The sequence below is a fragment of the Brevibacterium sp. CT2-23B genome, assembly GCF_013168765.1.
Classification (GTDB): Bacteria; Actinomycetota; Actinomycetes; order Actinomycetales; family Brevibacteriaceae; genus Brevibacterium; species Brevibacterium sediminis.
This window is the reverse complement of the sequence record NZ_JABBYK010000001.1, coordinates 836,410-863,096: the sequence shown is the minus strand read 5'-3', so window position 1 is coordinate 863,096 and position 26,687 is coordinate 836,410. Positions and strand designations below refer to the sequence as shown.

Annotated in this window: 23 protein-coding genes and 4 tRNA genes; 24 read left to right on the top strand and 3 right to left on the bottom strand. The window is 64.4% G+C overall.

All coding sequences use genetic code 11. The features are described 5' to 3' along the window. Positions 1 to 42 precede the first annotated feature (42 nt). From HIM68_RS04040 to zapE, 5 genes are all read left to right on the top strand, one after another. Positions 43 to 1,068 (top strand): PhoH family protein, encoded by a 1,026-nt coding sequence (locus tag HIM68_RS04040; protein ID WP_172169766.1) that lies wholly within the window; start codon positions 43 to 45, stop codon positions 1,066 to 1,068. Beyond that, a complete protein-coding gene (gene ybeY / locus HIM68_RS04035) occupies positions 1,065 to 1,553 on the top strand; it encodes an rRNA maturation RNase YbeY (RefSeq protein ID WP_172169763.1) in 489 nt (162 codons plus the stop codon). The genes HIM68_RS04040 and ybeY overlap by 4 nt, the downstream gene beginning before the upstream one ends. Before the next feature lie 8 nt (positions 1,554 to 1,561). Beyond that, positions 1,562 to 2,869 (top strand): hemolysin family protein, encoded by a 1,308-nt coding sequence (locus tag HIM68_RS04030; protein WP_216656915.1) that lies wholly within the window; start codon positions 1,562 to 1,564, stop codon positions 2,867 to 2,869. 1 nt (position 2,870) lies between these two features. Continuing rightward, positions 2,871 to 3,809, top strand: a complete 939-nt coding sequence (era, locus tag HIM68_RS04025) for a GTPase Era (RefSeq protein ID WP_172169757.1) — start codon at positions 2,871 to 2,873, stop codon at positions 3,807 to 3,809. A 154-nt stretch (positions 3,810 to 3,963) separates the two neighbouring features. After that, positions 3,964 to 4,971 carry a cell division protein ZapE gene (zapE, locus tag HIM68_RS04020; RefSeq protein WP_172169754.1) on the top strand — a complete coding sequence of 336 codons (1,008 nt, stop codon included), beginning with the start codon at positions 3,964 to 3,966 and terminating at the stop codon, positions 4,969 to 4,971. Between the two features lie 62 nt (positions 4,972 to 5,033). Here zapE and HIM68_RS04015 read toward each other — a convergent pair whose 3' ends face one another. Then, the gene (locus HIM68_RS04015) at positions 5,034 to 5,510 is read right to left on the bottom strand and encodes a TIGR02611 family protein (RefSeq protein WP_367647423.1); all 477 of its coding nucleotides are present in this window, start codon (positions 5,508 to 5,510) and stop codon (positions 5,034 to 5,036) included. A gap of 136 nt (positions 5,511 to 5,646) precedes the next feature. Here HIM68_RS04015 and HIM68_RS04010 point away from each other — a divergent pair. The 17 genes from HIM68_RS04010 (at position 5,647) to HIM68_RS03930 (ending at position 22,422) form a co-directional block, all read left to right on the top strand. After that, positions 5,647 to 5,719 (top strand) — tRNA-Gly (locus HIM68_RS04010). A gap of 26 nt (positions 5,720 to 5,745) precedes the next feature. Continuing rightward, positions 5,746 to 5,816, top strand: a tRNA-Cys gene (locus HIM68_RS04005). Between the two features lie 30 nt (positions 5,817 to 5,846). Continuing rightward, positions 5,847 to 5,918 (top strand) — tRNA-Val (locus HIM68_RS04000). Positions 5,919 to 5,955: 37 nt separating this feature from the next. Continuing rightward, a tRNA-Val gene (locus HIM68_RS03995) sits at positions 5,956 to 6,027 on the top strand. A gap of 255 nt (positions 6,028 to 6,282) precedes the next feature. Then, the gene (locus HIM68_RS03990) at positions 6,283 to 7,584 is read left to right on the top strand and encodes a DUF4352 domain-containing protein (RefSeq protein ID WP_172169751.1); all 1,302 of its coding nucleotides are present in this window, start codon (positions 6,283 to 6,285) and stop codon (positions 7,582 to 7,584) included. Positions 7,585 to 7,780: 196 nt separating this feature from the next. Beyond that, the gene (gene thrS / locus HIM68_RS03985) at positions 7,781 to 9,787 is read left to right on the top strand and encodes a threonine--tRNA ligase (protein ID WP_172169748.1); all 2,007 of its coding nucleotides are present in this window, start codon (positions 7,781 to 7,783) and stop codon (positions 9,785 to 9,787) included. Then, positions 9,784 to 10,389 carry an HIT domain-containing protein gene (locus HIM68_RS03980; protein WP_172169745.1) on the top strand — a complete coding sequence of 202 codons (606 nt, stop codon included), beginning with the start codon at positions 9,784 to 9,786 and terminating at the stop codon, positions 10,387 to 10,389. The genes thrS and HIM68_RS03980 overlap by 4 nt, the downstream gene beginning before the upstream one ends. Beyond that, positions 10,386 to 12,428 carry a S9 family peptidase gene (locus tag HIM68_RS03975; protein WP_172169742.1) on the top strand — a complete coding sequence of 681 codons (2,043 nt, stop codon included), beginning with the start codon at positions 10,386 to 10,388 and terminating at the stop codon, positions 12,426 to 12,428. The genes HIM68_RS03980 and HIM68_RS03975 overlap by 4 nt, the downstream gene beginning before the upstream one ends. Before the next feature lie 130 nt (positions 12,429 to 12,558). Continuing rightward, positions 12,559 to 13,038, top strand: coding sequence for an NUDIX hydrolase (locus tag HIM68_RS03970; protein ID WP_062242804.1), 480 nt, complete (start codon positions 12,559 to 12,561; stop codon positions 13,036 to 13,038). A 137-nt stretch (positions 13,039 to 13,175) separates the two neighbouring features. After that, positions 13,176 to 13,928, top strand: coding sequence for a YebC/PmpR family DNA-binding transcriptional regulator (locus tag HIM68_RS03965; protein WP_139467356.1), 753 nt, complete (start codon positions 13,176 to 13,178; stop codon positions 13,926 to 13,928). Beyond that, complete coding sequence (ruvC, locus tag HIM68_RS03960; RefSeq protein WP_139908129.1) at positions 13,928 to 14,524, top strand: crossover junction endodeoxyribonuclease RuvC; 597 nt, start codon at positions 13,928 to 13,930, stop codon at positions 14,522 to 14,524. Before HIM68_RS03965 ends, ruvC begins: the two co-directional genes overlap by 1 nt. A gap of 64 nt (positions 14,525 to 14,588) precedes the next feature. Beyond that, on the top strand, positions 14,589 to 15,185 hold the full coding sequence (gene ruvA, locus HIM68_RS03955) for a Holliday junction branch migration protein RuvA (RefSeq protein ID WP_172169739.1): 597 nt from the start codon (positions 14,589 to 14,591) through the stop codon (positions 15,183 to 15,185). Next, positions 15,182 to 16,258 (top strand): Holliday junction branch migration DNA helicase RuvB, encoded by a 1,077-nt coding sequence (gene ruvB / locus HIM68_RS03950; protein WP_139467353.1) that lies wholly within the window; start codon positions 15,182 to 15,184, stop codon positions 16,256 to 16,258. The genes ruvA and ruvB overlap by 4 nt, the downstream gene beginning before the upstream one ends. Positions 16,259 to 16,338: 80 nt before the next feature. Beyond that, the gene (gene yajC / locus HIM68_RS03945) at positions 16,339 to 16,878 is read left to right on the top strand and encodes a preprotein translocase subunit YajC (RefSeq protein ID WP_367647421.1); all 540 of its coding nucleotides are present in this window, start codon (positions 16,339 to 16,341) and stop codon (positions 16,876 to 16,878) included. 38 nt (positions 16,879 to 16,916) lie between these two features. Continuing rightward, entirely contained in the window at positions 16,917 to 19,091 is a 2,175-nt protein-coding gene (gene secD / locus HIM68_RS03940) for a protein translocase subunit SecD (protein WP_367647420.1), read from the top strand. Beyond that, complete coding sequence (gene secF / locus HIM68_RS03935) at positions 19,088 to 20,104, top strand: protein translocase subunit SecF (RefSeq protein ID WP_139908127.1); 1,017 nt, start codon at positions 19,088 to 19,090, stop codon at positions 20,102 to 20,104. Before secD ends, secF begins: the two co-directional genes overlap by 4 nt. A gap of 20 nt (positions 20,105 to 20,124) precedes the next feature. After that, the gene (locus HIM68_RS03930; RefSeq protein WP_139467351.1) at positions 20,125 to 22,422 is read left to right on the top strand and encodes a bifunctional (p)ppGpp synthetase/guanosine-3',5'-bis(diphosphate) 3'-pyrophosphohydrolase; all 2,298 of its coding nucleotides are present in this window, start codon (positions 20,125 to 20,127) and stop codon (positions 22,420 to 22,422) included. On the opposite strand, the gene HIM68_RS03925 is transcribed toward HIM68_RS03930, so the two are convergent. Together HIM68_RS03925 and HIM68_RS03920 are read right to left on the bottom strand one after the other, a co-directional pair. Then, positions 22,401 to 22,955 (bottom strand): hypothetical protein, encoded by a 555-nt coding sequence (locus HIM68_RS03925; RefSeq protein WP_139908126.1) that lies wholly within the window; start codon positions 22,953 to 22,955, stop codon positions 22,401 to 22,403. The genes HIM68_RS03930 and HIM68_RS03925 overlap by 22 nt on opposite strands. Before the next feature lie 122 nt (positions 22,956 to 23,077). After that, entirely contained in the window at positions 23,078 to 24,430 is a 1,353-nt protein-coding gene (locus tag HIM68_RS03920; RefSeq protein ID WP_172169736.1) for a DUF349 domain-containing protein, read from the bottom strand. Positions 24,431 to 24,549: 119 nt separating this feature from the next. Here HIM68_RS03920 and HIM68_RS03915 point away from each other — a divergent pair, with 119 nt between their 5' ends. Continuing rightward, a complete protein-coding gene (locus HIM68_RS03915; RefSeq protein WP_139467348.1) occupies positions 24,550 to 25,194 on the top strand; it encodes an MBL fold metallo-hydrolase in 645 nt (214 codons plus the stop codon). Between the two features lie 151 nt (positions 25,195 to 25,345). Next, on the top strand, positions 25,346 to 26,680 hold the full coding sequence (gene hisS / locus HIM68_RS03910) for a histidine--tRNA ligase (protein ID WP_139467347.1): 1,335 nt from the start codon (positions 25,346 to 25,348) through the stop codon (positions 26,678 to 26,680). Positions 26,681 to 26,687: the final 7 nt, after the last annotated feature.

Below are 26,687 nucleotides of genomic sequence, written 5' to 3'. Positions count from 1 at the left end.
CAAAGGAACATTCTGGACATCACCCCACCGAACCCGAACTCCATGAACCCCACCGACTCGGACACCGGCGACGGTGCCGCACGCGATGATGCCGTGACGGACACCCAAGGTGCCGATCGTGACACCGTGCGATTGGTCATCCCCGACTCCATCGACCTCGTCGCCTTCTTCGGTCCCGGGGAATCGAACCTGCGCGCCCTGGAGAAGACCTTCGCCGACCTCGACATCCACGTCCGGGCCAACCAGGTCCAGGTCACCGGCGAGGCGTCACGCGTCGAAGCCTTCGTCAGCGTCATCGGGGAACTCAAGAAACTCCACGCGGCCGGCCATCGCATCAACGAAGAGACGATCGAGAGGGTCACGACGTTCTCCTCCGAGGGAGCGGCCGCCTCGGCGGTGCTGGGCACGAACATCCTCTCCACCAGGGGAAAGTCGATCCGTCCGAAGACGATGGGCCAGCACGACTACGTCAGGGCCATCCGCAACCACACGATCACCTTCGGCATCGGTCCGGCCGGAACCGGCAAGACCTACCTGGCGATGGCCATGGCCGTCAACGCCCTCCAGCACAAAGAGGTCTCACGGATCATCCTCACCCGGCCGGCCGTCGAAGCCGGGGAGTCCCTGGGCTACCTGCCGGGCACGCTCAACGACAAGATCGACCCGTATGTGCGTCCGCTCTATGACGCCCTGCACGACATGGTCGACCCCGAATCGATCCCGCTGCTCATCGAGACCGGAACGATCGAGGTCGCGCCCCTGGCCTATATGCGCGGGCGCACCCTCAACGACGCGTTCATCATCCTCGACGAAGCGCAGAACACGACGGCCGAGCAGATGAAGATGTTCCTCACCCGCCTCGGCTTCGGATCACGCATGGTCGTCACCGGTGACATCTCCCAGATCGACCTGCCGGGCAAGACCCGCAGCGGACTCAAGGTCGTCCGCGACATCCTCGACGGAATCGAGGACCTGCAGTTCTGCGAACTGGGCAGCAAGGACGTCGTCCGGCATTCGCTGGTGACGAAGATCGTCGAAGCCTACGACCTGTGGGGGAATGCCGAATGAACACCGAGATCCTCAACGAGACCGACGCCGAGGTGGACCTCGACGAAGTCGTTGCCCTGACCGAGTATCTCGGCGAAGCCCTGCATATGCACCCCGGTGCGGAGCTGGCCGTAACCATGGTCGACTCAGCGGCCATGTCCGAACTCCACGTCACCTGGATGGACCTCGAAGGTCCGACCGATGTGATGTCCTTTCCCATGGATCAGCTCCACCAGGGCGAGCCGGAGAAGCCGACCGAAGGTCAGATGGGCGATATCATCATCTGCCCCGAGGTCGCCGAGGCGCAGGCCCGGGCGGCCGGTCATTCGACGATGGACGAGGTCCTGCTGCTGACCGTCCACGGATTCCTCCACCTGCTCGGCTACGACCACGGTGAGCCCGAAGCGCGCGAAGAGATGTTCGCTCTCCAGCGGCATCTGCTGCTGACCTTCTTCGCGGCTCGCTACGACGGTCGCACCGACATTCCCACCCCCACTGAGGTCTGATCGTGTTCATGTTCTTCCTCGGGGCGGCACTGTGCCTCATCATCGCAGCCACCCTCTCCGCCGTGGATGCCGCGCTGCTCAACGTCTCCCACCATGCGGTCGAAGAGGCGAAGGAGGACGGCAAGCGCTCAGCGGTGCGTGTCGAGAGGATCCTCGCGGACCTGCCGACGAACATCAACGTCATCATCTTCGTCCGCAACTTCCTCGAAGCACTCGCCACGGTGTTCATCGCCCTAGCCTACGATTCCTACTACTCCGTGGGACCGCTCATGGTCTTCCTCACGGTGATCACCGCCTCGGTGGCGGTCTTCATCATCGCCGGAGTCTCCCCACGTACGATCGGCAAGCGCCGGTCGCTGGCCGTCAGCCTCAACCTCAGCTGGGTCGTGCGCATCGTCCTCGTCGCGCTCAAACCGCTCACCCGCATCCTCGTCGTGCTCGGCAATCTGCTCACACCGGACCAGGTGTACAAGGACGGTCCGTTCGTGACCTCCGAACAGCTGCGCGACCTGGTCGAGCGGGCGAGCGAATCCGACATCATCGAAGACGGCGAACGCGAGATGATCCAGTCGGTGTTCAACCTCTCAGACACCTCGGCGAACGAGGTCATGGTGCCGCGCACCGACCTCATCACCGTCGATGCGGACGTGAGCCTGCAGAAGGCGATGAACCTGTTCTTCCGCTCCGGCTTCTCCCGCATCCCCGTCTGCGGGGAGGACCTCGACGACGTCCGCGGAGTCGCCTACCTCAAGGACGTCGCCCGCCGCCTCCACCTCCACCCCGAGGAGGCCGACCGTCCCGTGGGCAACCTGGCCCGCACCGTCCTGTTCGTCCCGGAGACGAAGCCGGCCGATGACCTGCTTCGGCAGATGCAGCTGGATTCGACGCATCTGGCGATCCTCATCGATGAATACGGCGGCACCGCAGGGTTGGTGACCATCGAGGACATCGTCGAAGAGATCGTCGGCGAGATCGAAGACGAGTACGACAACGGCGATGACGAACTCGTCGCCGCCGAAGACGGATCGTTCATCATCAGCACCCGCATGTCGATCTCCGACTTCGCCGAATACTTCGATGTGCGCATCGACGAAGACGATGTCAACAGCGTCGGCGGACTGCTCTCGAAGCTCATCGACCGAGTGCCCATCGACGGCTCGCATGCGTCGATCGAGGGCCTCGAGATCGAAGCCATGGAGGGTCAGGGCCGACGCCACCGGATCACCCACGTGCGGGTCACCCGCACCCACGAGAACAGCAGACACGCACCGCGCACCGCCGCAGCCGAAGGTTCGGGGACGAAGGAGGAGGACTGAGATGGAATTTCGCACGGACTACCCCGATGACTATCGGGCCGGTTTCGCCTGCTTCGTGGGTCGCCCCAACACGGGCAAATCAACCCTGACGAACGCCCTGGTGGGGGAGAAGGTCGCGATCACCTCGGCCAAACCTCAGACGACCCGGCATACGATCCGCGGAATCGTCCACAAGGACGACCATCAGCTCATCCTCATCGATACCCCCGGACTGCACAAACCGCGCACCCTGCTCGGTTCCCGACTCAACGATCTGGTGGCATCCACGCTGGGTGAGGTCGACGTCATCGGCTTCTGCCTGCCCGCTGATGAGCCGATCGGTCCCGGCGACCGCTATATCGCCTCCCAGCTGGCGCTGCTGGATGGACGGACCCCGATCGTCGCGCTTGTGACGAAGGTCGACCGGGTGCCCAAGGACAAGATCGCCGAGGCGCTGCTGGCCGTCGGCGAGCTCGCCGACTTCGCCGATGTCGTCCCAGTCTCCGCAGTCGAGGACTTCCAGGTCGACACCGTCGATTCGGTGCTCGCGGCGCATCTGCCGAAATCTCCTCCGCTCTACCCCGACGGCGACCTCACGGACGAGCCGGAAGAGAAGATGATCGCCGAGCTTGTGCGCGAAGCGGCCCTCGAGGGAGTGCGTGACGAACTGCCTCATTCCCTGGCTGTGCAGGTCGAGGAGATGTACCCGCGGGAAGGACGCAGCGAGGACAATCCGCTGTGGAACGTCCACGTCAACCTCTATGTCGAACGTCCCAGCCAGAAGGCCATCATCATCGGCAAGGGCGGCAGCCGGCTGAAGACCATCGGGTCGGAATCCCGGCAGGGCATCGAGCGGCTCCTCGGTACGAAGGTCTACCTCGACCTGCATGTCAAGGTGGCCAAGGACTGGCAGCGCGATCCCAAACAGCTCGGCCGCCTCGGCTTCGACTTCAACAACTGATCTGCCGGGTCGGTCGCCGCTGGTGATGCGAACAGAGCGTCGGCGCGGCAGTGGACGGACGGCGGAAGCGCCGCGGATGCGTTGCCTGTGACGGGCACCACCCTGCTGGGCCCGAGTTGAACCGGGCACTCGAGCCTGCCCTAGACTAGGCCGAGTGAATGCCGAGCAGACTCTGGTCGCACTGAGCGACCGATCCCCACAGGTTGCCCCCGAAGAGCTCATCGCAGGTCTCGTGCCGCCCCCTCAGTTCGAGGACGTGTCCTTCGACAGCTACCGCACCGACCCCGCAGAGCCCTCGCAGGAAGAGGCACAGAATAAGCTGCGGGAATTCACCCAGCGCTCGACCGACAAGGGATTCCTCGGCAAGCTGTTCTCGAAGGGAAGATCCGGTGCCAAGGGCGTCTACCTCGACGGCGGCTACGGTGTCGGCAAGACCCACCTGTTGGCTTCGGCCTGGCATGCCAACGAGAAGCCGGCGACATTCGGCACCTTCGTCGAATACACGAACCTCGTCGGTGCCCTGGGCTTCGCCCGGGCTCGCGACGACCTGTCGAAGATGAAGCTCGTCTGCGTCGACGAATTCGAACTCGACGATCCCGGCGACACCGTGCTCATGTCCCGGCTGATGCGTGAACTCACCGACGCCGGAGTGAAGATCATCGCGACATCGAACACTCTGCCAGGGTCCCTGGGGGAGGGGCGCTTCGCCGCTCAGGATTTCCTGCGCGAGATTCAGGCGCTGGCCGATCAGTTCGAGGTCTATCGCATCGACGGCAAGGACTACCGTGCCCGTGAGCTCACCGCGCCAGCCGACCCGCTGCCGGAATCCGAACTCGATTCGGCCGCGAGCCAGCTTGACGGAGTTGTGGCTCGCGATGACTTCTCCGCGCTGCTCAGCCACCTGTCCACCGTTCACCCTTCACGCTACGGGCGGATGGTCGACGGAATCGACGCGGCTGTGTGGGAGAACGTGCGCACGATCGACAACGAGAGTGTGGCTCTGCGCTTCGTGGCGCTTGTCGACCGGCTCTACGATCGCAATGTGCACATCATCAACTCCGGTGCCGCTCTCGACAAGGTCTTCACTGAAGAATCGCTGGCCGGCGGGTACAAGAAGAAGTACATGCGCTGCCTCTCGCGACTGACCGCTCTGTCGTCCTGAGCCGAGAGGCCATCGACGCCCGTCGCACCTCTGACGAAGGTGGGGCGGGCGTCGGTCGTCTGTCAGCGCAGGCCGATCACATCGAAGAGACGCAGGTCCGGGACCCAATCGGGCAGGCCGGTGAGTTTCAGGGTGAGCCACACGATGACAGCCACGAAGGCGGCCGTCACGGCCCCGATGGTCCACCGCACCCACAGCCGCTGAGCCATGATCCAGCGCGTCCAGCGTTCGACGTTCACGCGCACGAAGTGCAGAAGCCGCCGAGCCCAGTGGAACTCGCTGGAGATGATGAACAGGCCGATGATGACGATGAGCCAACCGGGGCCGGGCAGCGGAACGAGAACGAGGCCGATGAGCACGATGAGTGTGCCGAGGCCGCCGACGACGGTGCGATAGAGGCGTGCAGTGTGCGGGTTGGCCAACACTGTGCGCCGCCAGCGGAGGAAGCCCAAACGCAGTTTCCGCCACGGTCGGGGACCTTGCCGGTGGTGGCGTGACAACCAGCCTTTCGGGCGGGTCTGCGGGCTCTCTGCATTCACCCAACCACTATAAGATGGTGACCCTGAAAGCTTGATCGATGCGTGTGACCACGATCACCCGATTCTGATTTTGCGTAAGCCGCCACCTGCGTATAGAGTTATATCTCGTTGCCAGGGAAACCGGGCAGCGAGAAATGCGGATGTGGCTCAGTTGGTAGAGCATCACCTTGCCAAGGTGAGGGTCGCGGGTTCGAGTCCCGTCATCCGCTCGGAGGCGTCATGGCACTGCCTTGGCGGTGGCGTGGCCGAGAGGCGAGGCAGCGGCCTGCAAAGCCGTATACACGGGTTCGAATCCCGTCGCCACCTCGGATGACCGGCAGGAATGTCGGTTGACCAGCGCGATTGGCGCAGCGGTAGCGCGCTTCCTTCACACGGAAGAGGTCACTGGTTCGATCCCAGTATCGCGCACAGGGACCCTCGGGTTCCGGTGCAACAAATGAATAGAGCGCGATTGGCGCAGCGGTAGCGCGCTTCCCTGACACGGAAGAGGTCACTGGTTCGATCCCAGTATCGCGCACAGAAGAAGCCCCGAGTGATCCACTCGGGGCTTCGTGCATTCACGCTTGAGCTTCTTTCGCAATAGCTCACTTTTGGGTGAATAGCCCATGTTTGAAACAGGGCTGTTCACTCTAAGCTGGGCTGAACCCGCGAAACTGGATTGTGTACGTTTAGTTCATCGTGTTCCAGGACTGAAACGCGGTCAGCATGCGGTATCAAAGGGGTTTGCTAGTACGCTAGGTGTTGTACTAAACGACGATGACTCGGAGCACCTATGTCTACTCCTCAGAACCCGTACGGTTCGGGTGACGGTTCGCCCAACAACCCCAACGGGCAGAACCCGAACAACCAGCCGCCGAATGCCCCCAACTACGGCAACGATCAGAACGCCGGTCAGTACGGTTCGGGGCAGCCCGGTCAGCAGTACGGATCATCGGGCGACCAGCCCAATGGTTCGCAGCCGAACTACGGTCAGGGCGGCAACGACGGCTCGCAGCAGTACGGACAGCAGGCTCCCCAGTACGGCTCCCAGCCGAACTACGGTGCGTCGAACGATCAGAATCAGTATGGCCAGAACCAGTACGGCCAGGACCCGAACAATCAGAACCAGTACGGTCAGGGCCAGCCTGACCAGAATCAGTACGGGGACAACCACTACGGACAGAACCCCTACGACGCCAACGCGCAGGGATACGACGCCAACCAGTACGGTCAGCAGCCGGCCTACGCCGGTGCCGACGGATCCTCGGATCAGTTCATCCCGGCCAACCCGAACTCCGGCTACGGCCAGTACCCATCCGGGTCGGGCGGCAACACCTCGAAGAACATCTGGGGCATCCTCGCCCTCATCGGCGGCATCGTCGGCGTCCTCGGCGCGTTCGTCTTCGGCGGCGGCGCTCTCTTCGGCATCGCAGCGGTGATCTTCGGCTTCGTCGGACTCTCCGCGGTCAAGAAGGGCTTGGCCAGCAACAAGGGCCTCAACATCACCGGCATCATCCTCGGCATTGTGTCGGTCGTCATCTCGATCGCCGTCGTCATCTTCACCATCCTCGGCATCGGCATGCTCGGCAAGGCCATCGACGAAGCTGCCAGCTCATCCGCCCCCGCCGACCCGAGCCAGGGTGCGGGCCAGGACCCGAGCCAGGGCTCCGGCAGCTCCGACGGCGGAGCCGGCGCACCTGCTCAGGCCGGCGAGGTCGAGATCGGCACCGACGTCACTGCCCAGATCAGTGTCCGCGAGGGCACCGCATCGTCGTCCGCCTCCGGAGCCGAATCGACCAATGGTGAGATCGCCATCGTGACGATGACCGTGAAGAACAACTCGAGCTCCGATGTCGAGATGACTCTCACAAACCTGACTGCCAACAACGGCGGCAGCACGGAATATGACGACGTCTTCGACGGCGGAAACTACAAGGGCTCTCTGGCCTTCACCGATCCGGTTCCTGCCGGCGGCGAAACGACCTATGAATTCGCCTACGCCGTCCCCAAGGCCGAAATCGATGGCATGCACCTCAAGCTCGAACTCATCGACGACCTCGGCAAGGGCACTGACTTCGAGTTCTACAAGCAGTGACACCCTGTTCCCCGAGGTGACCAGGCCCTTTCGGCCCTGACGCCTCGGGTGCAGGCTTCGGCAGACTCAGTGTGGGTGGCAGTCATTCGACTGCCACCCAACTGATTTGTCACAAGCGAATTGGTACTAGAATCTGAGGGTGACCAGCCCACCGAAAGGGCCGGTCGAATGAACACATGACGAACGGAGAAGATCAGTGGCAGACAGCATCGACTGCGCGGGCGAAAGCATTCCCTGGAAAGAGGGTCTGACCGGAACGGAGATCTTCTCCACCGACCGCACAGTCGTCGCCATGTGGCTGAACGGCGAACCCGCCGACCTCAGCCGCGAGCTGCAGTCAGGAGACCGGATCGCTCCGATCACCATCGACTCCGACGCCGGACTCGACATCCTGCGCCACTCCACCGGTCACGTCACCGCTCAGGCCGTCCAGGAGCTCTTCCCCGGAACCAAGCTCGGCATCGGGCCCTACATCACCGACGGCTACTACTTCGATTTCGACGCTGCCGAACCCTTCACCCCTGAGGACCTCAAGGCGATTCAGAAGAAGGCCGCCCAGATCGTCAAGTCCGGTCAGACCTTCAACCGCGTCGTCGTCTCCGAAGAGGAAGCCCGCGAGCGGATGGCCGACGAACCGTACAAGCTCGAACTCATCAACGACAAGGGCAAGGGCGGCGACGAGGAGACCTCTGTCGAGGTCGGCGCCGGTGAACTCACCGTCTACGAGAACGTCGACCGTAAGGGCGAGGTCGTCTGGCAGGACCTCTGCCGCGGCCCCCACCTGCCCAACACCAAGCTCATCGGCAACGGCTTCGCCATCACCCGATCCTCGGCGGCCTATTGGCGCGGCGACCAGGCGAATGCGAGCCTGCAGCGCGTCTACGGAACCGCCTGGGCGTCGAAGGACGACCTCAAGGCCTACCAAGACCGCATCGCCGAAGCCGAGCGTCGCGACCATCGCAAGCTCGGTGCCGAGATGGACCTGTTCTCGTTCCCCGAAGAGCTCGGCTCCGGCCTGCCCGTCTTCCACCCCAAGGGCGGGGTCATCAAACGCGAGATGGAGGACTACGTCCGCGCCCGTCATATCGACGAGGGCTTCGAATACGTCGGTACCCCGCACATCTCGAAAGAGACGCTGTACTACACCTCCGGACACCTGCCCTACTACGGAGAGAACATGTTCCCGGCGATGTCCGTCGACGAGGTCCGCGACGAGTCCGGCGAAGTCGTCAAGGAGGGCACTCCCTACCGGCTCAAGGCCATGAACTGCCCCATGCACAACCTGATCTACCGCTCCAGAGGCCGCTCCTATCGCGACCTGCCGCTGCGGCTGTTCGAGTTCGGCACCGTCTACCGTGACGAGGCCTCCGGAGTCATCCATGGCCTCACCCGTGTCCGCGCCCTGACCCAGGATGACTCCCACTCCTATGTGGCTCAGGAAGACGCGGGCAAGGAGATCCGCCACCTGCTGAACTTCGTGCTCAGCCTGCTGCGCGACTTCGGCCTCGACGACTTCTACCTCGAGCTGTCGACCCGCGACGAGGACGGAAAGAAGGCCGACAAGTTCATCGGCTCCGACGAACAGTGGGCCGAAGCCACCAGCGTGCTCGAAGAGGTCGCTCAGGAGACCGGACTCGAACTCGTCCCCGACCCGGGCGGCGCTGCCTTCTACGGCCCGAAGATCTCCGTCCAGGCCCGTGACGCCATCGGCCGCACCTGGCAGATGTCGACCGTCCAGCTCGACTTCAACCAGCCCGAGCGCTTCGGACTCGAATACGTCGCAGCCGACGGCTCCCGCAAACAGCCGGTGATGATCCACTCCGCGAAGTTCGGTTCCATCGAACGCTTCCTCGGCGTGCTCACCGAACACTACGCCGGTGCCTTCCCAGTGTGGCTGGCGCCCGTGCAGGTCACCTGCATCCCCGTGGCCGATGAGTTCAACGACTACCTCGCCGAGGTGGCCGACCAGCTGCGCAGGTCCGGGGTCCGCGTCGAGATCGACGACAGCGACGACCGATTCCCGAAGAAGATCCGCAACGCCTCGAAGTCGAAGGTGCCCTTCACCCTCATCGCCGGCGGAGAGGACCGCGACGCCGGTGCCGTGTCCTTCCGCTTCCGCAACGGCGAACAGGAGAACGGCGTCCCCGTCGCCGAGGCGGTGCGACGGATCCTCGACGCGATCGAGACCAAGGCCCAGGTATGAGCGGAGGCGACGACGGCCGAACCGCAGCGGAGAACTCGGACGGCCGCCTCGGCGAAGGGACTCCCTACCCCGAGGCTGCCGCCGGGTTCCCCGGCGAACCCGACGGATTCCAGCGCCTGTGGACCCCGCACCGGATGGTCTACATCGACGGACAGGACAAACCGAAGGACGACCGCGCCGAGGAGTGCCCGTTCTGCACTGCGCCGTCGAAGACCGACGAGGACGGACTCATCGTCGCCCGCGGTCAGCACGTGTACGCGGTGCTCAACCTCTACCCGTACAACCCGGGCCACCTGCTGATCTGCCCCTATCGTCACGTGGCCGACTACACGGATCTGACCCAAGAGGAGACCGTCGAACTCGCCGAGTTCACGCAGAAGGCGATGCGCGTCATCCGGGCCGTATCCGGACCTCACGGATTCAACCTGGGCATGAACCAAGGACCCGTGGCCGGCGCAGGCATCGCCGCCCACCTGCACCAGCACGTCGTCCCACGCTGGGGCGGAGACGCGAACTTCCTGCCCGTGATCGCCCAGACCAAAGCCCTGCCGCAAGTGCACGCCGATGTGCAGGCACGGCTCAAAAAGGAATGGAACAGATGAATCCTGAAGACCTCGGCACTCTTGCCGAGTACTCCTCACCCGTGCTGCGCGGCGACGACGCCGTCATCACGATCCGACGACCCGAGCTCGAGACCAACAGCTACCTCTCCCAGCTGTTCTCCTTGAGCGACGACAGCTCCAGACGGCTGACTCACTCATGGTCGGACTCGAATCCAGAGTGCGGCCTGAATTGGTCCGGTTATCTGAGCGCGGAGAAGAAAGCCGCCCCGCAGCTCTTCGTCGGCGACAGCCTGGAGACGGCACACCAGATCACGGACAACCACCTCGGCGTGTCCGAATTCGCCCTCGACGACACCCGTTCCAGGGCCCTCTACGTCGCCCGCGTCGCCGAACCCGGACGCTACGGGCTCGACGATGCCATTCCGGCGGCCGAAGAAGCTCCACGCCGGATCACCACGGCCTCCTACCTGGCCAACGGCCTCGGCTATACGAACGACCGTCCGGCCCGCGCCTTCCTCGTCGACCTCGCCGAACCCGGTCTCGGCACCGTGGGCCTGCGCGGGGCCTCCGAAGTTCCGCTGTCGACTCTGCTGACGACCCCGGACAGCGACGTCCACGATCCGCAGTTCTCCCCGGACGGCACGCGAGTGTCCGTGGTCTCCGCGCTTCACCCCGACCAGGGGCAGCCCGATCTGCGCTCGACGGTCTGGCTGCTCGGGGGAGAGGCGCCGACACCACTCGAGCTGCCGTCCATGGACGTCGGTCTGCACCGGTGGCTCGACGAAGACACCGTTGTGCTGCTCGGCAATGCGCTGACCCGTGACGAACTCGACTTCGTCGGCCAGATGCCCGGGCTCTTCATCCACACCGTATCGACCGGCTCCACGAGGCGGCTGACCGACCCGGAGACCGTGGCGCTGGCACCGATCCCGCCGCAGATCCGCGGGGGAGCGGTCATCGCCGCCGTCGACACGGACGGGGCCACCCGGGTCGTTCGCATCGGCCTCGACGCCGCAGAGATCGGCGTGGATGACCTCGAGTTCCTCACCGACGACACCACTGTCGTCAACGGCTTCGATGCCGACGACGACACGCTCGTCTTCACCGGATCGACCCCGCACTCTCCGGCCGTGCTCGGCCGCATCGCCCTCGGCGGACCCACGGAGTCCGGGGCCGCCTCGGCGAGGGGGTCCTCTGTGATCGTCAAGGAGCATCCGGCACCGGCGAACTCCGTCCTGCCCCAGGTGCTGCGGGTGCCTGGCGTTTCGGGGACGATCACCGGCTGGCTGGCCAAACCGCACGGAGACGGGCCGTTCCCCGTCATCCTCAACATCCACGGCGGGCCCTTCGCCCAGTACAAGCATTCGTGGTTCGACGAGACCCAGGTGCTCACGTCCGCTGGTTACGCCGTCGTGTTCTCGAACCCGCGCGGATCCGGCGGCCGCACCCGCAGCTGGGGGACCGCCGTCCAAGGTGACATGGCGGCACCGGCGATGGCCGATGTGCTCGCCGTCCTCGACCATGCCCTCGACCTCGATCCCTCGCTCGATCGCAGCCGTCTGGGCATCCAGGGCGGATCGTATGGGGGATATCTCACAGCCATGACGATCGCCGCGGACCATCGCTTCCGCGCCGCCATCGTCGAACGCGGCTACCTCGACCCCGACAGCTTCGTCGGGACCTCCGACATCGGCCGCTTCTTCACCGAGGAGTACACGAGCCGCAGCAGTGAGGCGATCGCGGCCCAATCACCTCTGGCCCACGCTCCACAGGTCGGCACACCGACCTTGGTGATGCACTCGGAACTCGATCTGCGCTGCCCGCTGGAGCAGGCACAGCAGTACTATGCGGCCCTCCAGAGAGCCGGGGTCGACACCGAGATGCTCATCTTCCCCGGGGAGAACCACGAGCTCTCCCGGGCCGGGCAGCCCCGCCACCGCAGGCAGCGCTTCGAAGCCATCCTCGACTGGTGGGATCGCCGTCTGGGCGGCGAAGATCGGGAACAGTCACAGGATGGCCGACATCGTCCTGAGGCAGCTGATCCCGCTGTGGCCGCAGCGGCCAACTCCGCGTCATGAGCGCCGAGTTGGCCGGGACCGCGCAGAGCCGATATCGTTCTCTGGGCCGCTGTCGCGCTCTTGCCGAAATCCCCCAGCGTCATTATTCTGCAAACACTTGCCTCCCTTCGCCGCCGACCACTGGAGAAACATGAAACCTCGTAAAGCCTCACGGGTCGTATTACTCAATGAGCGCGACGAGGTTCTCCTGATCCGTGCCCAGGATCTGCTGACCCCCAGCCACCAATGGTGGATGACCTGCGGAGGCGGTTCCGAACTCGGCGAGTCGGCAGCGCAGACGGCGGCCCGGGAACTGGCCGAGGAGACCGGGATCGAATGCGAACCTCACGAACTCATCGGTCCCTTGGCCACGCGCGACGAGGTCTTCGAATTCACGGAGAAGTCGCTGCGCCAGGTCGAAACCTACTTCGCATTCCGCACCAGCGAGGACATCGAGCTCGAAGACGCGGTCTGGACGGACATCGAGAAGCGCAGCCTGCTCGAATTCCGCTGGTGGACCCGGGAGGAGCTCCTGGCCACGACGGAGACGATCTACCCGAAGAACCTCCTCGGCCTCATCGACCTGGCCACCGCCGGGTCCGTTCCCGACGTGCCGCTTGTCATCGACTGAGCTCACGATCGCGGTCCTGTGCAGGTCCGCAGTGCGGTCCGGTGGGAGTCCGCACGGAATCGCGAACGGGAAGTCTGCACGAGTCGGCGCGGTCAGCGTATAGACTTGAGAGGCTGTAACTACAGGAAGGAACACCAGTGTCAGGTCATTCCAAATGGGCAACGACTAAACACAAGAAGGCTGCCATCGATGCCAAGCGCGGCAAGCTCTTTGCCAAGCTGATCAAGAACATCGAGGTGGCCGCACGCAACGGTGGACCCGACCCCGACGGCAACCCGACGCTGTTCGATGCGATCCAGAAGGCGAAGAAGAACTCGGTTCCCGCGGACAACATCACCCGTGCGGTCAAGCGCGGCGGCGGTCTCGACGGCTCCGGAGTCAACTACGAGACGATCATGTACGAAGGCTACGCCGCCGGCGGTGTGGCACTGCTCATCGAATGTCTCACCGACAACCGCAACCGCGCCGCCTCCGAGGTGCGCGTGGCCGTGACCCGCAACGGCGGTTCGATGGCCGATCCCGGTTCGGTGACGTACAACTTCAACCGCAAGGGCGTCATCACCGTGGGCGCTGAGGAGACCGACGAAGAGGCCATTCTGCTGGCGACCATGGACGCCGGAGCCGAAGAGGTCAAGGAAGTCGGCGAGAAGTTCGAGATCATCTGCGAGGCCACCGACCTCGTGGCCGTGCGTACGGCCCTCGTCGACGCCGGAATCGACTACGACTCGGCCGAGGCCTCTTTCGTGCCCGAACTCGAGGTCAGCCTCGACGCAGAGACCGCAAGCAAGGTCTTCTCCCTCATCGATGCGCTCGAAGACAGCGACGAGGTGCAGAACGTCTACTCGAACGCCGATGTCAGCGATGAGGTCCTCGCCGAACTCGATGCCTGATGCGCATCCTCGGTGTTGATCCCGGCCTGACCCGGTGCGGGCTCGGTGTCATCGACACCCTGCCCGCCCGGAAGGCGAAGATGGTCGCCGTCGACGTCCTGCGGACTCCTTCGGCCGATTCCGTCGACCTCCGTCTCGGTGCCATCGCCGAGGCGTTCGACAGCTGGCTGGACACGTACCGTCCCGATGTCGTGGCCATCGAGCGCGTCTTCGCCCGCAACGATGTGTCCACGATCATGGGCACCGCCCAGGCATCGGGACTGACCATGGGACTGGCGGCCCGACGCGGCCTGCCAGTGGCCATGCACACCCCATCAGAGGTCAAAGCCGCGATCACCGGTTCGGGCCGTGCGGACAAGAAGCAGGTCACCTCGATGGTGACGCGGATCCTCGGTCTCGACGCACCGCCGAAGCCCGCCGACGCCGCCGACGCCCTGGCGATCGCGATCTGCCATTCCTGGCGTGGTGCGCTGTCGGCCCAATCGACGCCGGGGGCAAATAAGGATCTGACCGAGCGCAAGGCCGGCGGGAGGCAGGGCAGCGGACTGACGAAGGCCCAGCAGCAGTGGGCCGAGGCCATGCGGCGCGCCAAGTGAGCATGGGGGAGCGGGTGCCTGCTAACCTGGATTCGTACACGTGTTCCCCTAAGAAAGGCTGTCCGTGATCAGTTTCCTCAGCGGTACGGTGCATCGGATCGCAGCTGACCACCTCGTCGTTCTCACCCAAGGTGTCGGCCGGAAGGTCCACGTCACCCCTGACACTTTGGCCGGGACTCGGCACGGCGCCGAGATCGAACTGGTCACCAGCCTCGTGGTGCGCGAAGACTCGATGACCCTCTATGGCTTCGGCACCGAGGACGAGAACCACACCTTCGAGGTGCTGCTGTCGATCTCCGGAATCGGTCCGCGTCTGGCGATGGCGATCCTCTCGGTGATGGGACCTGACGAACTTGCCGCCGCGATCACGAATCAGGATGCCAACGCGCTCACCCGTGTCCCCGGAATCGGGAAGAAGGGCGCCTCGCGCATCATCCTCGAGCTGGAGAACAAACTGCCGAAGCTCACCGCTGCCTCTCCCGGACCCACTCTGTCCTTCGGCGGCGGCAACCAGCAGGTCGTCGACGCCCTTGTGGGACTCGGGTGGAAGGAAGCGCAGGCCGAGGACGTCGTCGCCGACGTCGTCAAGGAGACCGGTGCTGAAGCCGGCCCCTCCGTGGTCCTCAAGGCCGCTCTGAAGGTCCTGGGTGCGAAGAGATGACAGGCTCGTTCGACCCCGACTCCTATGAGGTGGACTTCGGTGATCAGGACCTGACCGGAGCCGAACAGGAGAGACTCGTCTCCGGTCGTGCCGAGACGGCCGAACGCGATGCCGAGGCGGCGCTGCGTCCGAAGGGCCTGGCCGACTTCATCGGCCAGCCGCAGGTGCGTGAGCAGCTCTCCCTCGTCCTCGACGCGGCGAAGGCCAGACAGAAGGCACCCGACCATGTGCTGCTCTCCGGTCCTCCCGGGCTCGGCAAGACCACGCTGGCGATGATCATCGCCCACGAGATGAACTCGAGCCTGCGAGTGACGTCCGGCCCGGCCGTCCAGCACGCCGGTGACCTCGCAGCCATCCTGTCCTCCCTCGAAGAAGGTGAAGTCCTCTTCATCGACGAGATCCACCGCATGGCCCGGGCCGCCGAGGAGATGCTGTACGTGGCGATGGAGGACTTCAGAGTCGACGTCATCGTCGGCAAAGGACCAGGTGCCACCGCCATCCCGCTCGACCTCCCGCAATTCACCCTCGTCGGGGCGACCACCCGATCCGGTCTGCTGCCCGCGCCGCTGCGTGACCGCTTCGGCTTCACCGCCCTGCTCGACTTCTATTCGAGCGCCGATCTGCTCACGGTTCTCAAGCGTTCGGCCAGGATGCTCGGCATCGATGCCGAACTCGCCGGGCTCGAAGAGATCTCCACACGTTCCCGTGGAACCCCGCGAATCGCAAACCGCCTGCTGCGCCGCGTCCGCGACTGGGCCCAGGTGCGGGGGAGCGGAATCATCGACGAGGAGGCCGCCACCAATGCCCTGCGCGTCTACGAGGTCGACGAGCTCGGTCTCGACCGCCTCGACCGGTCGGTTCTGCAGGTTCTGTGCAAGCGCTTCGGCGGAGGCCCGGTGGGATTGGGAACCCTCGCCGTCTCCGTCGGCGAAGAAGCGGATACAGTCGAAACCGTGTCCGAGCCCTACCTCGTCCGAGAGGGCCTGATCAGTCGCACCCCACGTGGACGTGTGGCCACCACGGCGGCCTGGAAGCACCTGAAAATGCAGATCCCAGCAAACTATGAGTTCTGACCGTGCCTTTGAGTTCGCTATGAGAGGTGAGGACGAACTAAGCTGGTTCACTGATTCATTCATATGAAAGGCTGATATCTGTGGATTTGCTGATCCCTCTTGCGCTTGCCGCGCTGCTGATCTTTTTCCTGTTCAATTCTCGGCGTAAGCAGAAGGCGCGTGCGGAGCAGATCAAATCGGGCCTCGTGCCCGGCGCGACCGTGATGACGACCTTCGGTGTCTTCGGCACCGTGCTCTCCATCGACGAAGAGAACAACCAGGTGACCATCGAGTCGGGTCCCGGCACGGTTCTGCGCGTCCACCGCCAGGCCATCGGTCAGATCGAGAACAACCAGGCCGCAGCGCCCGTCGACGCTCCCGACGCCGCCGCCCCCGCCGCCGATGCCGATGTCGACGCAGACGAGAAGCCGGCCATCACCGACGCCGAGCTCGACGCCATGAACGAACGCAAACGCGCCGAGAAAGACACCCCGGACGACGCATCCGATGACGTCATCGCCGATGAGTCCGCTGCGAAGACCGAGGACGTCGACGCCGAGGCCGCCGCTGAGACCGATGCCGACTCCGCCGCTGCGGAGTCCGCGGACCCGACTGATTCGGATTCCGACAAGAAGAACTGATCCGTTCTCGCACTCTTCTCCCGACTGAAAGCTGAAACGTGTCCGATATCGAAGAAAAACCACGCCCTGGTTTGCGCTTCCTGTGGCTGACCATCATCACTCTGGTGCTGGCCGCAATCATCGCCGGCGGTGTCATCTGGTCGAATGCCACGACGACTCCGAAGCTCGCGCTCGACCTCGAGGGTGGAACGTCGATCATTCTGGAACCGCAGGTGTCCAAGGGCACGGACATCAGCAAGGAGCAGCTCGATCAGGCCGTGGCGATCATCCGCCAGCGCGTCGACTCGACCGGTGTCTCCGAAGCCGAGATCACGACGCAGGGCGACCGCAACATCGTCGTGAATCTGCCGGGCAACCCCGACGAGGAGACCCGAAACCTCGTCCGCTCGTCTGCTCAGCTGGTCTTCCGTCGTGTGGCGCTGGTCGGTGACCCGCGTTCACAGGAACAGATCCAGAAGGAGCAGGAGAAGAGCGGCGAGGAATCGGGTGGCGATGACGGGCTGAGCGACGAAGAGCGCAAACGCCTCGAGGACCTCACCGGCGCCGACTCGCAGGGCGATGGACAGAGCGAGGACCAGGCCCCGTCCGGCGGCGGCGATGTCGTCAATGCCGGCGGCGAGACGAAGAAGACGGCCGAGTCCTCCGAGGAGACGAAGTCTTCGGAGTCGGAGAGCAAGGACGCGGAGAAGTCCGGAGAAGGCAGCGGATCGAGCGACAGCACGAAGGTCACCGACTCGACGCCGCGGCCCCTCTTCGATCCGGAGAAGGACGCCTCCGAATGGCAGTCCGACAAGATCATCAAGGAGTACACCGAGCTCGACTGCACGAACAAGAAGAACCGGACGGGCGGCCAACAGCAGCCCTCGGACGAACCGGTCGTCTCGTGCTCCGAAGACGGACAGGCGAAGTACATCCTCGGGCCTGTCGAACTCTCCGGCGATCACCTCGCCGATGCCAGTGCCGGCTATGCCGCAGGAGCCAATGGCGTGCAGACCAACAACCCTGCCGTCAACCTCTCCTTCGACTCCACCGGTCGTGAGATCTTCAAGCAGATCACCTCGGACATCACCGGCAAACAGCAGCCCTACAACCAGTTCGCGATCGAACTCGACGGTCTCGTGCTGTCGGCTCCGTCTTCGAACGCGGTGATCAACGACGGCAACGCCCAGATCACCGGCGACTTCTCCCTCGACGAGGCACAGACTCTGGCCAACCAGCTCAAGAACGGCTCGCTGCCGCTGAGCTTCCAGGTCCAGAGCGAGGACCAGATCTCACCGACCCTGGGTTCGAACTACCTCAAGATCGGTCTGCTCACCGGCCTGGTCGGACTCCTCCTCGTCGTCGTCTATTCGCTGCTGCAGTACCGGGTGCTCGGCCTCGTCACCGTCTCGAGCCTCGTCGTCGCCGGTGTGCTCACCTACCTGCTGCTGCTTTTGGCATCGTGGAGATACGGCTACCGACTGTCCCTGGCCGGTGTCGCCGGTATCATCATCGGAATCGGCATGGCGGCGGACTCGTTCATCGTCTACTTCGAACGTGTCCGAGACGAACTGCGCAGCGGTCGCAATCTGCTCTCCGCGGTCGAGGTCGGCTGGGACCGTGCCAAGCGCACGATCTACGCCTCGAAGGCAGTGAACATGCTCGCCGCGGTCATTCTCTACATCCTGGCCGTCGGCTCGGTGCGAGGCTTCGCCTTCACCCTGGGCCTGACCGTGATCATCGACGTGCTCATCGTCTTCCTGTTCACCCACCCGATGCTGCAGTTCCTGGCCCGCACGAAGTTCTTCGGCGAGGGCCACCCGATGTCCGGAATGGATCCGCGTCTGCTCGGAGTCAAACCCGCCGCCTACCGCGGAGCGCTCAACCTGTCCATCGACGACAAGGACAAGACTCCCGAAGCCAAGCGGCGCGAGAAGGCACGGATGCGCAAGGCCGGGATGAGCACAGACGACAGCTCCGATACGACTGCTGCAGCAGCTGCGTCCGAGTCGGGGGAGACCACGACGACGTCCGAGACGGACAAGGCCGCGACCGGCAGGTTCACGACCACGAAGTCGAAGGCCACGAAGTCGAAGAGCACGAAAGCGGCGAAGTCCGCTGCTGCGACGGGCGGAATGACCATCGCCGAGCGGAAGGCCGCGGCCCGACGGGCCGAGGAAGACGATGCCGTCGCAGACTCGACGGCTGACGACGGCAAGGAGGCTGACAAATGAAACGGTTCTTTGCCTGGGGCAACCGCCTGCACAGCGGCGAATCATCGATCCCCTTCGTCGGCAAGGCGAAGCTGTGGCTGGCCATCTCCGGAGTCCTCGTCCTCCTGTCCCTGCTCGTCCCGCTCATCTTCGGCTTCAACTTCGGCATCGCCTTCAAGGGCGGTTCGCAGTTCCAGGTCGACCATGTCAGCGACACCTCGGCCGCCAAGGGGGAAGGCATCATCAACGATGTCGTCTCCGGTTCTGAGCCGCGCCTGACGCCGACCAGCGACACGGCCGTCCAGATCGAGACGAACCAGCTCACCGACCCGCAGATGCAGGAAGTCCGAGACGCTCTCGTCTCCGGCTACGACGTGAAGGTCGAAGACGTCACCTCGACGTTCGTCGGACCCGAATGGGGTCAGGACGTGACGTCGAAGATGATCCGCGCACTCGTCATCTTCGTGGCCATCGCCCTCGTCGTCATGGCCCTGTACTTCCGCACGTGGAAGATGTCGCTCGCGGCGATCGTCGGCCTCTTCGTCGTGATGATCGTGACGATGGGCATCTACTCGGCCACCGGCTTCGAAGTCACCCCGGAGGCCATCATCGGCTTCCTCACCGTGCTCAGCTTCTCGCTCTATGACACGGTGGTGGTCTTCGACAAGATCCGAGAGAACACGACGAGATTCGAGGAGAAGCGGAATCTCAAGTTCTCCGAACTCGTCAACCTCGGTGTGAATCAGACGACCGTGCGCTCGATCAACACCTCAGTGGTGTCGGTGCTCCCGATCGCCTCGATCCTCTTCATCGGTGTGTTCCTGCTCGGCGCGGGAACACTGGTCGACATCTCACTGTCCCTGTTCATCGGTACTATAGTGGCAGCCGCTTCGACGCTGTTCGTCGCGAGCCCCCTCTACGCCCTCCTCCGTGCAAATGAACCGGCGGTCAAGGCACAGGAGGAGGCCGTGCGTGAACTACGCTTGAAGGATGGGGGAGCAGACGTCCCACCGGTGACACACGCCGAAGTCTGATTCCCGAGAGAGGAGATGTTGTGGCTTCGTCCGCTGATTCGCGCCGTCCGCGAGGCATCTCCCGCTTAGCCTGGTGGGCGGCCAGGGCACAGAACAACCCTGGCTACCCTCGAGTGCTCGGCCCGATGATCCGGGCCCTGCAGTCGAACCATCCGAAGGCGGACATCGACCTCGTCGTCCGGGCCTACAAGGTCGCTGAGGAGGCCCACCGAGGGCAGACTCGCAAGTCCGGTGATGCCTATATCACCCACCCCATCGCGGTGGCGACGATCCTTGCGGAGATCGGCATGCTGCCGGTCACGCTCGCCGCCGCTCTGCTGCACGACACCGTCGAAGACACCTCGTACTCGCTCGACGAACTCACCGAGGAATTCGGCTCCGAAGTCGCGGCCATGGTCGACGGGGTGACGAAGCTCGACAAGCTCACGTACGGGCAGGCCGCGCAGTCCGAGACCGTGCGCAAGATGATCGTCGCGATGGCCAAGGACATCCGCGTCCTCGTCATCAAGCTCGCAGACCGCCTGCACAATGCGCGCACCTGGCGCTTCGTGCCCGCCTCGTCAAGCACGAAGAAGGCTCGCGAGACCCTCGACATCTTCGCTCCGCTGGCACACCGGCTGGGCATGAACACGATCAAATGGGAGCTCGAAGACCTGTCCTTCCAGGTCCTCCATCCCAAGGTCTACGACGAAGTGGTCCGACTCGTCGCGGATCGGGCTCCCGAGCGTGAGAAGTATCTGGCCACGGTCTCCGAGGAGCTCCAGGGCGAACTCAAGGAATCCGGAATAGACGCCTCCATCACGGGGCGCCCCAAGCACTACTATTCGATCTATCAGAAGATGGTCGTGCGCGGACACGAGTTCGCCGACATCTACGATCTCGTCGGAGTCCGCGTCCTCGTCGAATCCGTACGCGAATGCTACGCCACCCTCGGCATCGTCCACGCCCGCTGGAATCCTGTTCCCGGACGGTTCAAGGACTATATCGCGATGCCGAAGTACAACATGTACCAGAGCCTGCACACCACGGTGATCGGGCCGGCCGGCAAGCCCGTCGAAATCCAGATCCGGACCCACGAGATGGATCGCCGTGCAGAATTCGGCGTCGCCGCTCACTGGAAGTACAAGGATCTCAACAAGTCGTCGAAGGCCGTGACCTCGAACACCGCGCGTTCGGTGAAGGTCTCCGACGCCGGTGAGGTCGACGACGCCGCCTGGCTGCGACAGCTGCTGGACTGGCAGCGAGAGGTCTCCGACCCCGACGAATTCCTCGACAGCCTCCGCTACGAGGTGAACTCGAAGGAAGTCTACGTCTTCACGCCCAAGGGCGAGGTGATGAGCCTGCCGTCGGGAGCCACCCCCATCGACTTCGCCTACGCAGTGCACACCGAGGTCGGGCACAAGACGATGGGCGCCCGCGTCAACGGTCGCCTCGTCGCTTTGGACACGGAGCTGAAGAACGGGGACTCCGTCGAGGTCTTCACCTCGAAGGACGAGAACGCCGGCCCCAGCCGCGACTGGCTCGGCTTCGTCAAGAGTCCACGTGCCCGCAGCAAGATCCGGCAGTGGTTCTCGAAAGAGCGCCGCGAAGAGGCGATCGAGAACGGTCGCGAACAGCTCGCCCGGGCGATGCGCCGCCATACGATCTCCGCCGCTTCGCTGATGAGCCAGGAAGCTCTCCAAGTCGTCGCCACGGAGATGCGTCTGCCCGATGTCAGCGCCCTCTATGCCGCGATCGGCAACGGCGTGTCTTCGGCTCAGCACGTCGTCGATCTGCTGGCCAAGGAAGTCGGGGAGGACGACGAGTCGGTCGTGCTGCCACCGGAGCCTCGCAACCGCACGGGACAGTCCTCAGGGCACCATTCCTCGTCCGAAGGCGTCATCGTCAAAGGCGTCGACGATGTGCTCGTCAAACTGGCTCGCTGCTGCACCCCGGTGCCGGGAGACGAGATCCTCGGTTTCGTCACCCGCGGTTCGGGAGTCTCCGTGCATCGCGTCGACTGCCCGAACGTCACCTCACTCAAACGTGAACCCGAACGCATGGTCGAGGTCTCGTGGGGCGAGAAGACGAGCGGAATCTACCTCGTCCAGATCCAGGTCGAGGCCCTCGACCGTGCCGGTCTGCTCTCCGATATCACCAAGGTGCTCACCGAGACCCATGTGAACATCCTGTCGGCGTCGGTCGGCACCTCCCGGGCCCGCGTGGCGCAATCGAAGTTCGTCTTCGAGATGAGTGACGCCAGCCATCTCGACACTGTGCTCTCGGCCGTGCGCAAGGTCGAAGGCGTCTTCGACGTCTACCGCATCTCCGGCGGCTGATCCTCTCTGTCCAGCGCCGCGCGCATCTGAGCGACGAACGGTCGACGGGCCACCTCGGTGAGGTAGTCCCGGAGACGGTGGCGAAGACCGCTGGGAATCTCCGCAATGATGCCCTTGAGCGCCCGCGGCGACTCCGCGGTCCAGTTCCGGAAGTGCGGGAAGAGTAGATCGTAGAGCGTGCGTTCCTCCGTGGTGATCGGCAGCCCGTCGATGAGGCACCAATCATCTTGCACCAGATTCGTCTCGTGGACGTCGAAACCGTCATCGGCGATCCACCGGCGCCTGGGCAGCGTGATGAAGCTCAGCGGAGCGGGAGCCCGGCCGAGTCCGCGGTGCACCCACCAAGCGCTGTCGTGGGAGAGCGCGAGTCCGGGCGGGATGAGCGAATGCAGGGCGGCCATCCGCTCAGCGGGGGAGAGGATCGCACCCTTGCGCACCCAGGTCGATTCGGTCAGTCGGATGAGCAGACCGTCGAGGGTGAGCTCGGTGAGCTGCTCGTACCCGAAGTCCCGCAGATGAAACAACGCCTCCATACCCGAACTATCGTCGGATGTGGAGGCGTTGACAAGACTTCGGAGAGCGCCTGTGGACAGGTGCTGACTCGAACGTCAGAAGCTGTGGACGAGCGCTGCGGCCTCAGCCGAGCACTGCGGCCTCAGTCGAGTTCTGCGGCTGTCTGGGCGAGCTGATCCCGCCAGGCGCGGCGAGCGTCGAGAGCTTCCTGCGCCTCGGCGACGGACTTCTCATCGCCCCCGGCCTTCGCAGCCTCGAGCTTCTTCTCGAGGTCGACGATCGACTCGTCGAGCTGACTCAGCGCACCCGAGGTGCGGGCCTTCGTCTCCGGGTTGCTGCGCTGCCACGCGGCTTCCTCGGCATCGGCGAGCGCGCGTTCGACATCGCGCAGACCGTTCTCCATCCGCGAGACATCGGCGCGAGGGACCTTGCCGGCTTCCTCCCACTGGTCCTGGATGGTGCGCAGCTCGCGCTTGGCTGCCACCGGGTCGGTGATCGGCAGCAGCGCCTGAGCCTTCTTCAGCAGCTCTACCTTGACGACGAGGTTTCCCTTGAACTCCTCGTCCAGAGCGGCATTCTCCGCATCACGGGCGGAGAAGAACACGTCCTGTGCTGCACGGAACCGTGCCCACAGCGCATCATCGTCCTTGCGCGAAGCACGCGGGGCGCGCTTCCACTGGCTCATCAGGTCCTTGTACTTCTGCGACACGGTGCGGAAATCGGTCGAGGCCGACAGCGACTCCGCCTCGGCGACGATCTTCTCCTTGATCCGCTTGCCCTCGGCATTGACCTTGTCGAGCTCGGCGAAGAACTCTTTGCGCTTGTGTTCGAAGGTGTTCCGAGCCTGCGAGAACCTGCCCCAGAGCTCCTGATCGACGGCACGCGGCAGACGGGGTCCGCTGCGCTGCATGTCCTTCCACTGGGCGAAGAGCTCACGCAGACGCGCGCCCGACTGCTTCCACTGGATCTTCGATGGATCCTGTTTGGCCAGGGTCTCGGCCTCGACGACGAGAGCCTCACGATCCTCGGCAGCGGCGAGTTTCGCGGCCTGCGCCCGGGCCGCCTGACGGGACTCCGTGGCCTCGGCATCGGAGATGAGGGTGTCGAGAGTGGCGCTCAGCCCTTTGAGATCTCCGACGACGTTGGCTTCCGGCAGTGATTCCTGCAGCGTCTTCGCCGCAGACACGACCTCACGGCCGGGAGCGCCGGCGGAGAGACGATTACGCAGCAGGACCGCGCTCTCGGCGAGTTCGACGTACTTCTTCGCGAAGTACTCGAGAGCCTCCTCGGGAGTGGCGTCCGGGTACTGCCCGACGGCACGCTCGCCCTCCGGAGTGGTGACGAACACATTGCCGTCCGAATCGGCACGACCATGAGTCACCGCGCGAGCCACCTCGGCGTCGTGGTCGATATGGCTGGCATTGACCACCTGTGCCGCCTGCGGACGCGGCAGCGACGACGGACGGGGGGTCGGCTTCGGTGTCGGGGTCGACATGGTTCTCACCTTGTTTCCATCGGTCGAACCGGCAGGTCATTCCACCCGCCGATCACTCGATTGTGGGATAGACGTTATCCCAGCATAACCATCGGCGAGCGTGTAGATAGACTTTGCACATGGATGTGTTCTCGACCAACGCCGAATTCCTCGACGTCAACTGCTATGCCGTGCGCGCAGACGGCTCCAGCGACTGCATTCTCATCGACTCCGGATACGACTGCGCCCCAGGCCTCGAGAAGCTGCTCAGCGAAGAGGGACTAGAACCTCAGGCGATCTTCCTCACCCACGGCCACCCCGACCATATTCTGGGCCTGACCAACGTGCTCGCCCGCTGGAACGTGCCCGTCCACCTCGGTGCCGCCGACCGTTACCGCCTGGATTCACCGGCCACGACGCTCAACCCGCAGTTCGCGGCAATGCTGGCGCCGCTCGTCGCAGACTGGAACGCCCCGGCAGCCATTGACATCAATGACGGGCAGAGCTTCGAGATCGCCGGACTCACCATCACGGCAGTCTCCGCACCCGGGCATACGGAAGGTTCCATGCTGCTGCGAGTGAAGGACGGGGACGAGGAAGTCATCTTCACCGGTGACGTCGTCTTCGCCGGAGCCATCGGCCGCGTCGACCTGCCCGGGGGAGACCCCCAGGCGATGTCCGAATCCCTGCGGGCATTCGCGACACTGCCGGACGTGCCGATCTATCCTGGACACGGCCCTGGCTCTCGGGTGAGCACGGAGCTCGCGACGAATCCGTTCTTCTGAGGACTGAGCGACCGAAGTCTCGGGTCTTCCTGCCCGAGGCGTTCGCGCAGTCCCGGACGACACCACACTATTCAGACCCCACCCGATACAGACACGACACGATTCAACGGCGCCGCACGGCACCGCAACCGCACCGAAAGCAAGGAGCACCATGGCGAAGTCAGCCCGTCTGTCCGGATTCCCGGAACGACTCCCGGCCGAACGCGTGATCGAGAAGACCATCATCGACACCCTCGAACACACCTTCGCCCTGCACGGGTTCTCCGCACTCAACCACCGCGCCGTCGAACCGATCAGCCAGTTGGCCAAGGACGGCGAGATCGACAAGGAGATCTTCGCCGTCTCCCGCCTCCACTCCGAGGGTGCCGAACGCAACCCGCTGGGACTCCACTTCGACCTCACGGTGCCCCTGGCCCGCTATATCGCCGACAATGCGAACGAACTGAGCTTCCCGTTCAAGGCCGCTCGCGTCCAGCCTGTCTGGCGCGGCGAACGGCCGCAGGCCGGTCGCTACCGTGAGTTCATCCAGGCCGATATCGACGTCATCGCCGATGGGGAGCTGCCCGGACACTTCGAGGTCGAGATCCCTCTGGCCGTGGCCGATGCATTCTCCCGGCTCGCCCCGCTCGGCGTACCCGGAATCAAGATCGTCGTCAACGACCGCAGGCTGCTCGAGGGCTTCGCCCGCGGAATCGGGCTGACGAACATCCAAGCCGTGCTGCGCTGCCTCGACAAATACGACAAGATCGGCCCCGCCGAAGTGGCGAAGCTGCTGGCCGCCGAAGCCGACGCCGATGAGGAGCAGCAGCGCCTGTGCCTGGAGCTGGCCGCCATCGAATCCGACTCCCCGGACTTCGCCGACGAGGTGCGCGCCCTCGGCGTCGACCACCCCCTGCTCGAAGCCGGACTCGAATCGCTGACGACTCTGCTGCGAGCCGCAGCCGAACGCGCGCCCGGAGTCGTCGTCGCCCAGCTCAAGATCGCCCGCGGCCTCGACTACTACACGGGCGCGGTCTACGAGACCCAGCTGATCGGCCACGAAGAACTCGGTTCCGTATCCTCCGGCGGTCGCTACGACTCGCTGGTCACCGTGGGCAAGAAGAACTATCCCGGGGTAGGCATGTCCATCGGCGTCTCCCGCCTCATGGCGTTCATCCTCGGCGAGACCTCGGAGATCCGTGCCACCCGCGGTACCCCCTCGGCCGTCGTCATCGCCGTCACCGAGGAGGCCCGACGGGCTGACGCCGACGCCGTGGCCGCGACGCTGAGGTCCCGGGACATCCCGTGCGAAGTCTCGCCGAACGCTGCGAAGTTCGGCAAGCAGATCCGCTACGCGGAACGCCGCGACATCCCGTTCGTCTGGTTCACCGACGGTGAGTCCGGCCACGAGGTCAAGGACATCCGCTCGGGAGAGCAGACCACGGCCGACCCGGACACGTGGACGCCCGCGGAAGACGACCTCTGGCCCCGCGTGTATCGGAGCTGAGCGCGGG

Bases quoted from the DNA above. Each gene is read 5' to 3' on its own strand.
- HIM68_RS04040 (WP_172169766.1), top strand. From the start codon at position 43: ATGAACCCCACCGACTCGGACACCGGCGACGGTGCCGCACGCGATGAT.
- ybeY (WP_172169763.1), top strand. From the start codon at position 1,065: ATGAACACCGAGATCCTCAACGAGACCGACGCCGAGGTGGACCTCGAC.
- HIM68_RS04030 (WP_216656915.1), top strand. From the start codon at position 1,562: ATGTTCTTCCTCGGGGCGGCACTGTGCCTCATCATCGCAGCCACCCTC.
- era (WP_172169757.1), top strand. From the start codon at position 2,871: ATGGAATTTCGCACGGACTACCCCGATGACTATCGGGCCGGTTTCGCC.
- HIM68_RS03990 (WP_172169751.1), top strand. From the start codon at position 6,283: ATGTCTACTCCTCAGAACCCGTACGGTTCGGGTGACGGTTCGCCCAAC.
- HIM68_RS03980 (WP_172169745.1), top strand. From the start codon at position 9,784: ATGAGCGGAGGCGACGACGGCCGAACCGCAGCGGAGAACTCGGACGGC.
- HIM68_RS03975 (WP_172169742.1), top strand. From the start codon at position 10,386: ATGAATCCTGAAGACCTCGGCACTCTTGCCGAGTACTCCTCACCCGTG.
- HIM68_RS03970 (WP_062242804.1), top strand. From the start codon at position 12,559: ATGAAACCTCGTAAAGCCTCACGGGTCGTATTACTCAATGAGCGCGAC.
- ruvC (WP_139908129.1), top strand. From the start codon at position 13,928: ATGCGCATCCTCGGTGTTGATCCCGGCCTGACCCGGTGCGGGCTCGGT.
- ruvB (WP_139467353.1), top strand. From the start codon at position 15,182: ATGACAGGCTCGTTCGACCCCGACTCCTATGAGGTGGACTTCGGTGAT.
- secF (WP_139908127.1), top strand. From the start codon at position 19,088: ATGAAACGGTTCTTTGCCTGGGGCAACCGCCTGCACAGCGGCGAATCA.
- HIM68_RS03925 (WP_139908126.1), bottom strand. From the start codon at position 22,955: ATGGAGGCGTTGTTTCATCTGCGGGACTTCGGGTACGAGCAGCTCACC.
- HIM68_RS03920 (WP_172169736.1), bottom strand. From the start codon at position 24,430: ATGTCGACCCCGACACCGAAGCCGACCCCCCGTCCGTCGTCGCTGCCG.
- HIM68_RS03915 (WP_139467348.1), top strand. From the start codon at position 24,550: ATGGATGTGTTCTCGACCAACGCCGAATTCCTCGACGTCAACTGCTAT.
- hisS (WP_139467347.1), top strand. From the start codon at position 25,346: ATGGCGAAGTCAGCCCGTCTGTCCGGATTCCCGGAACGACTCCCGGCC.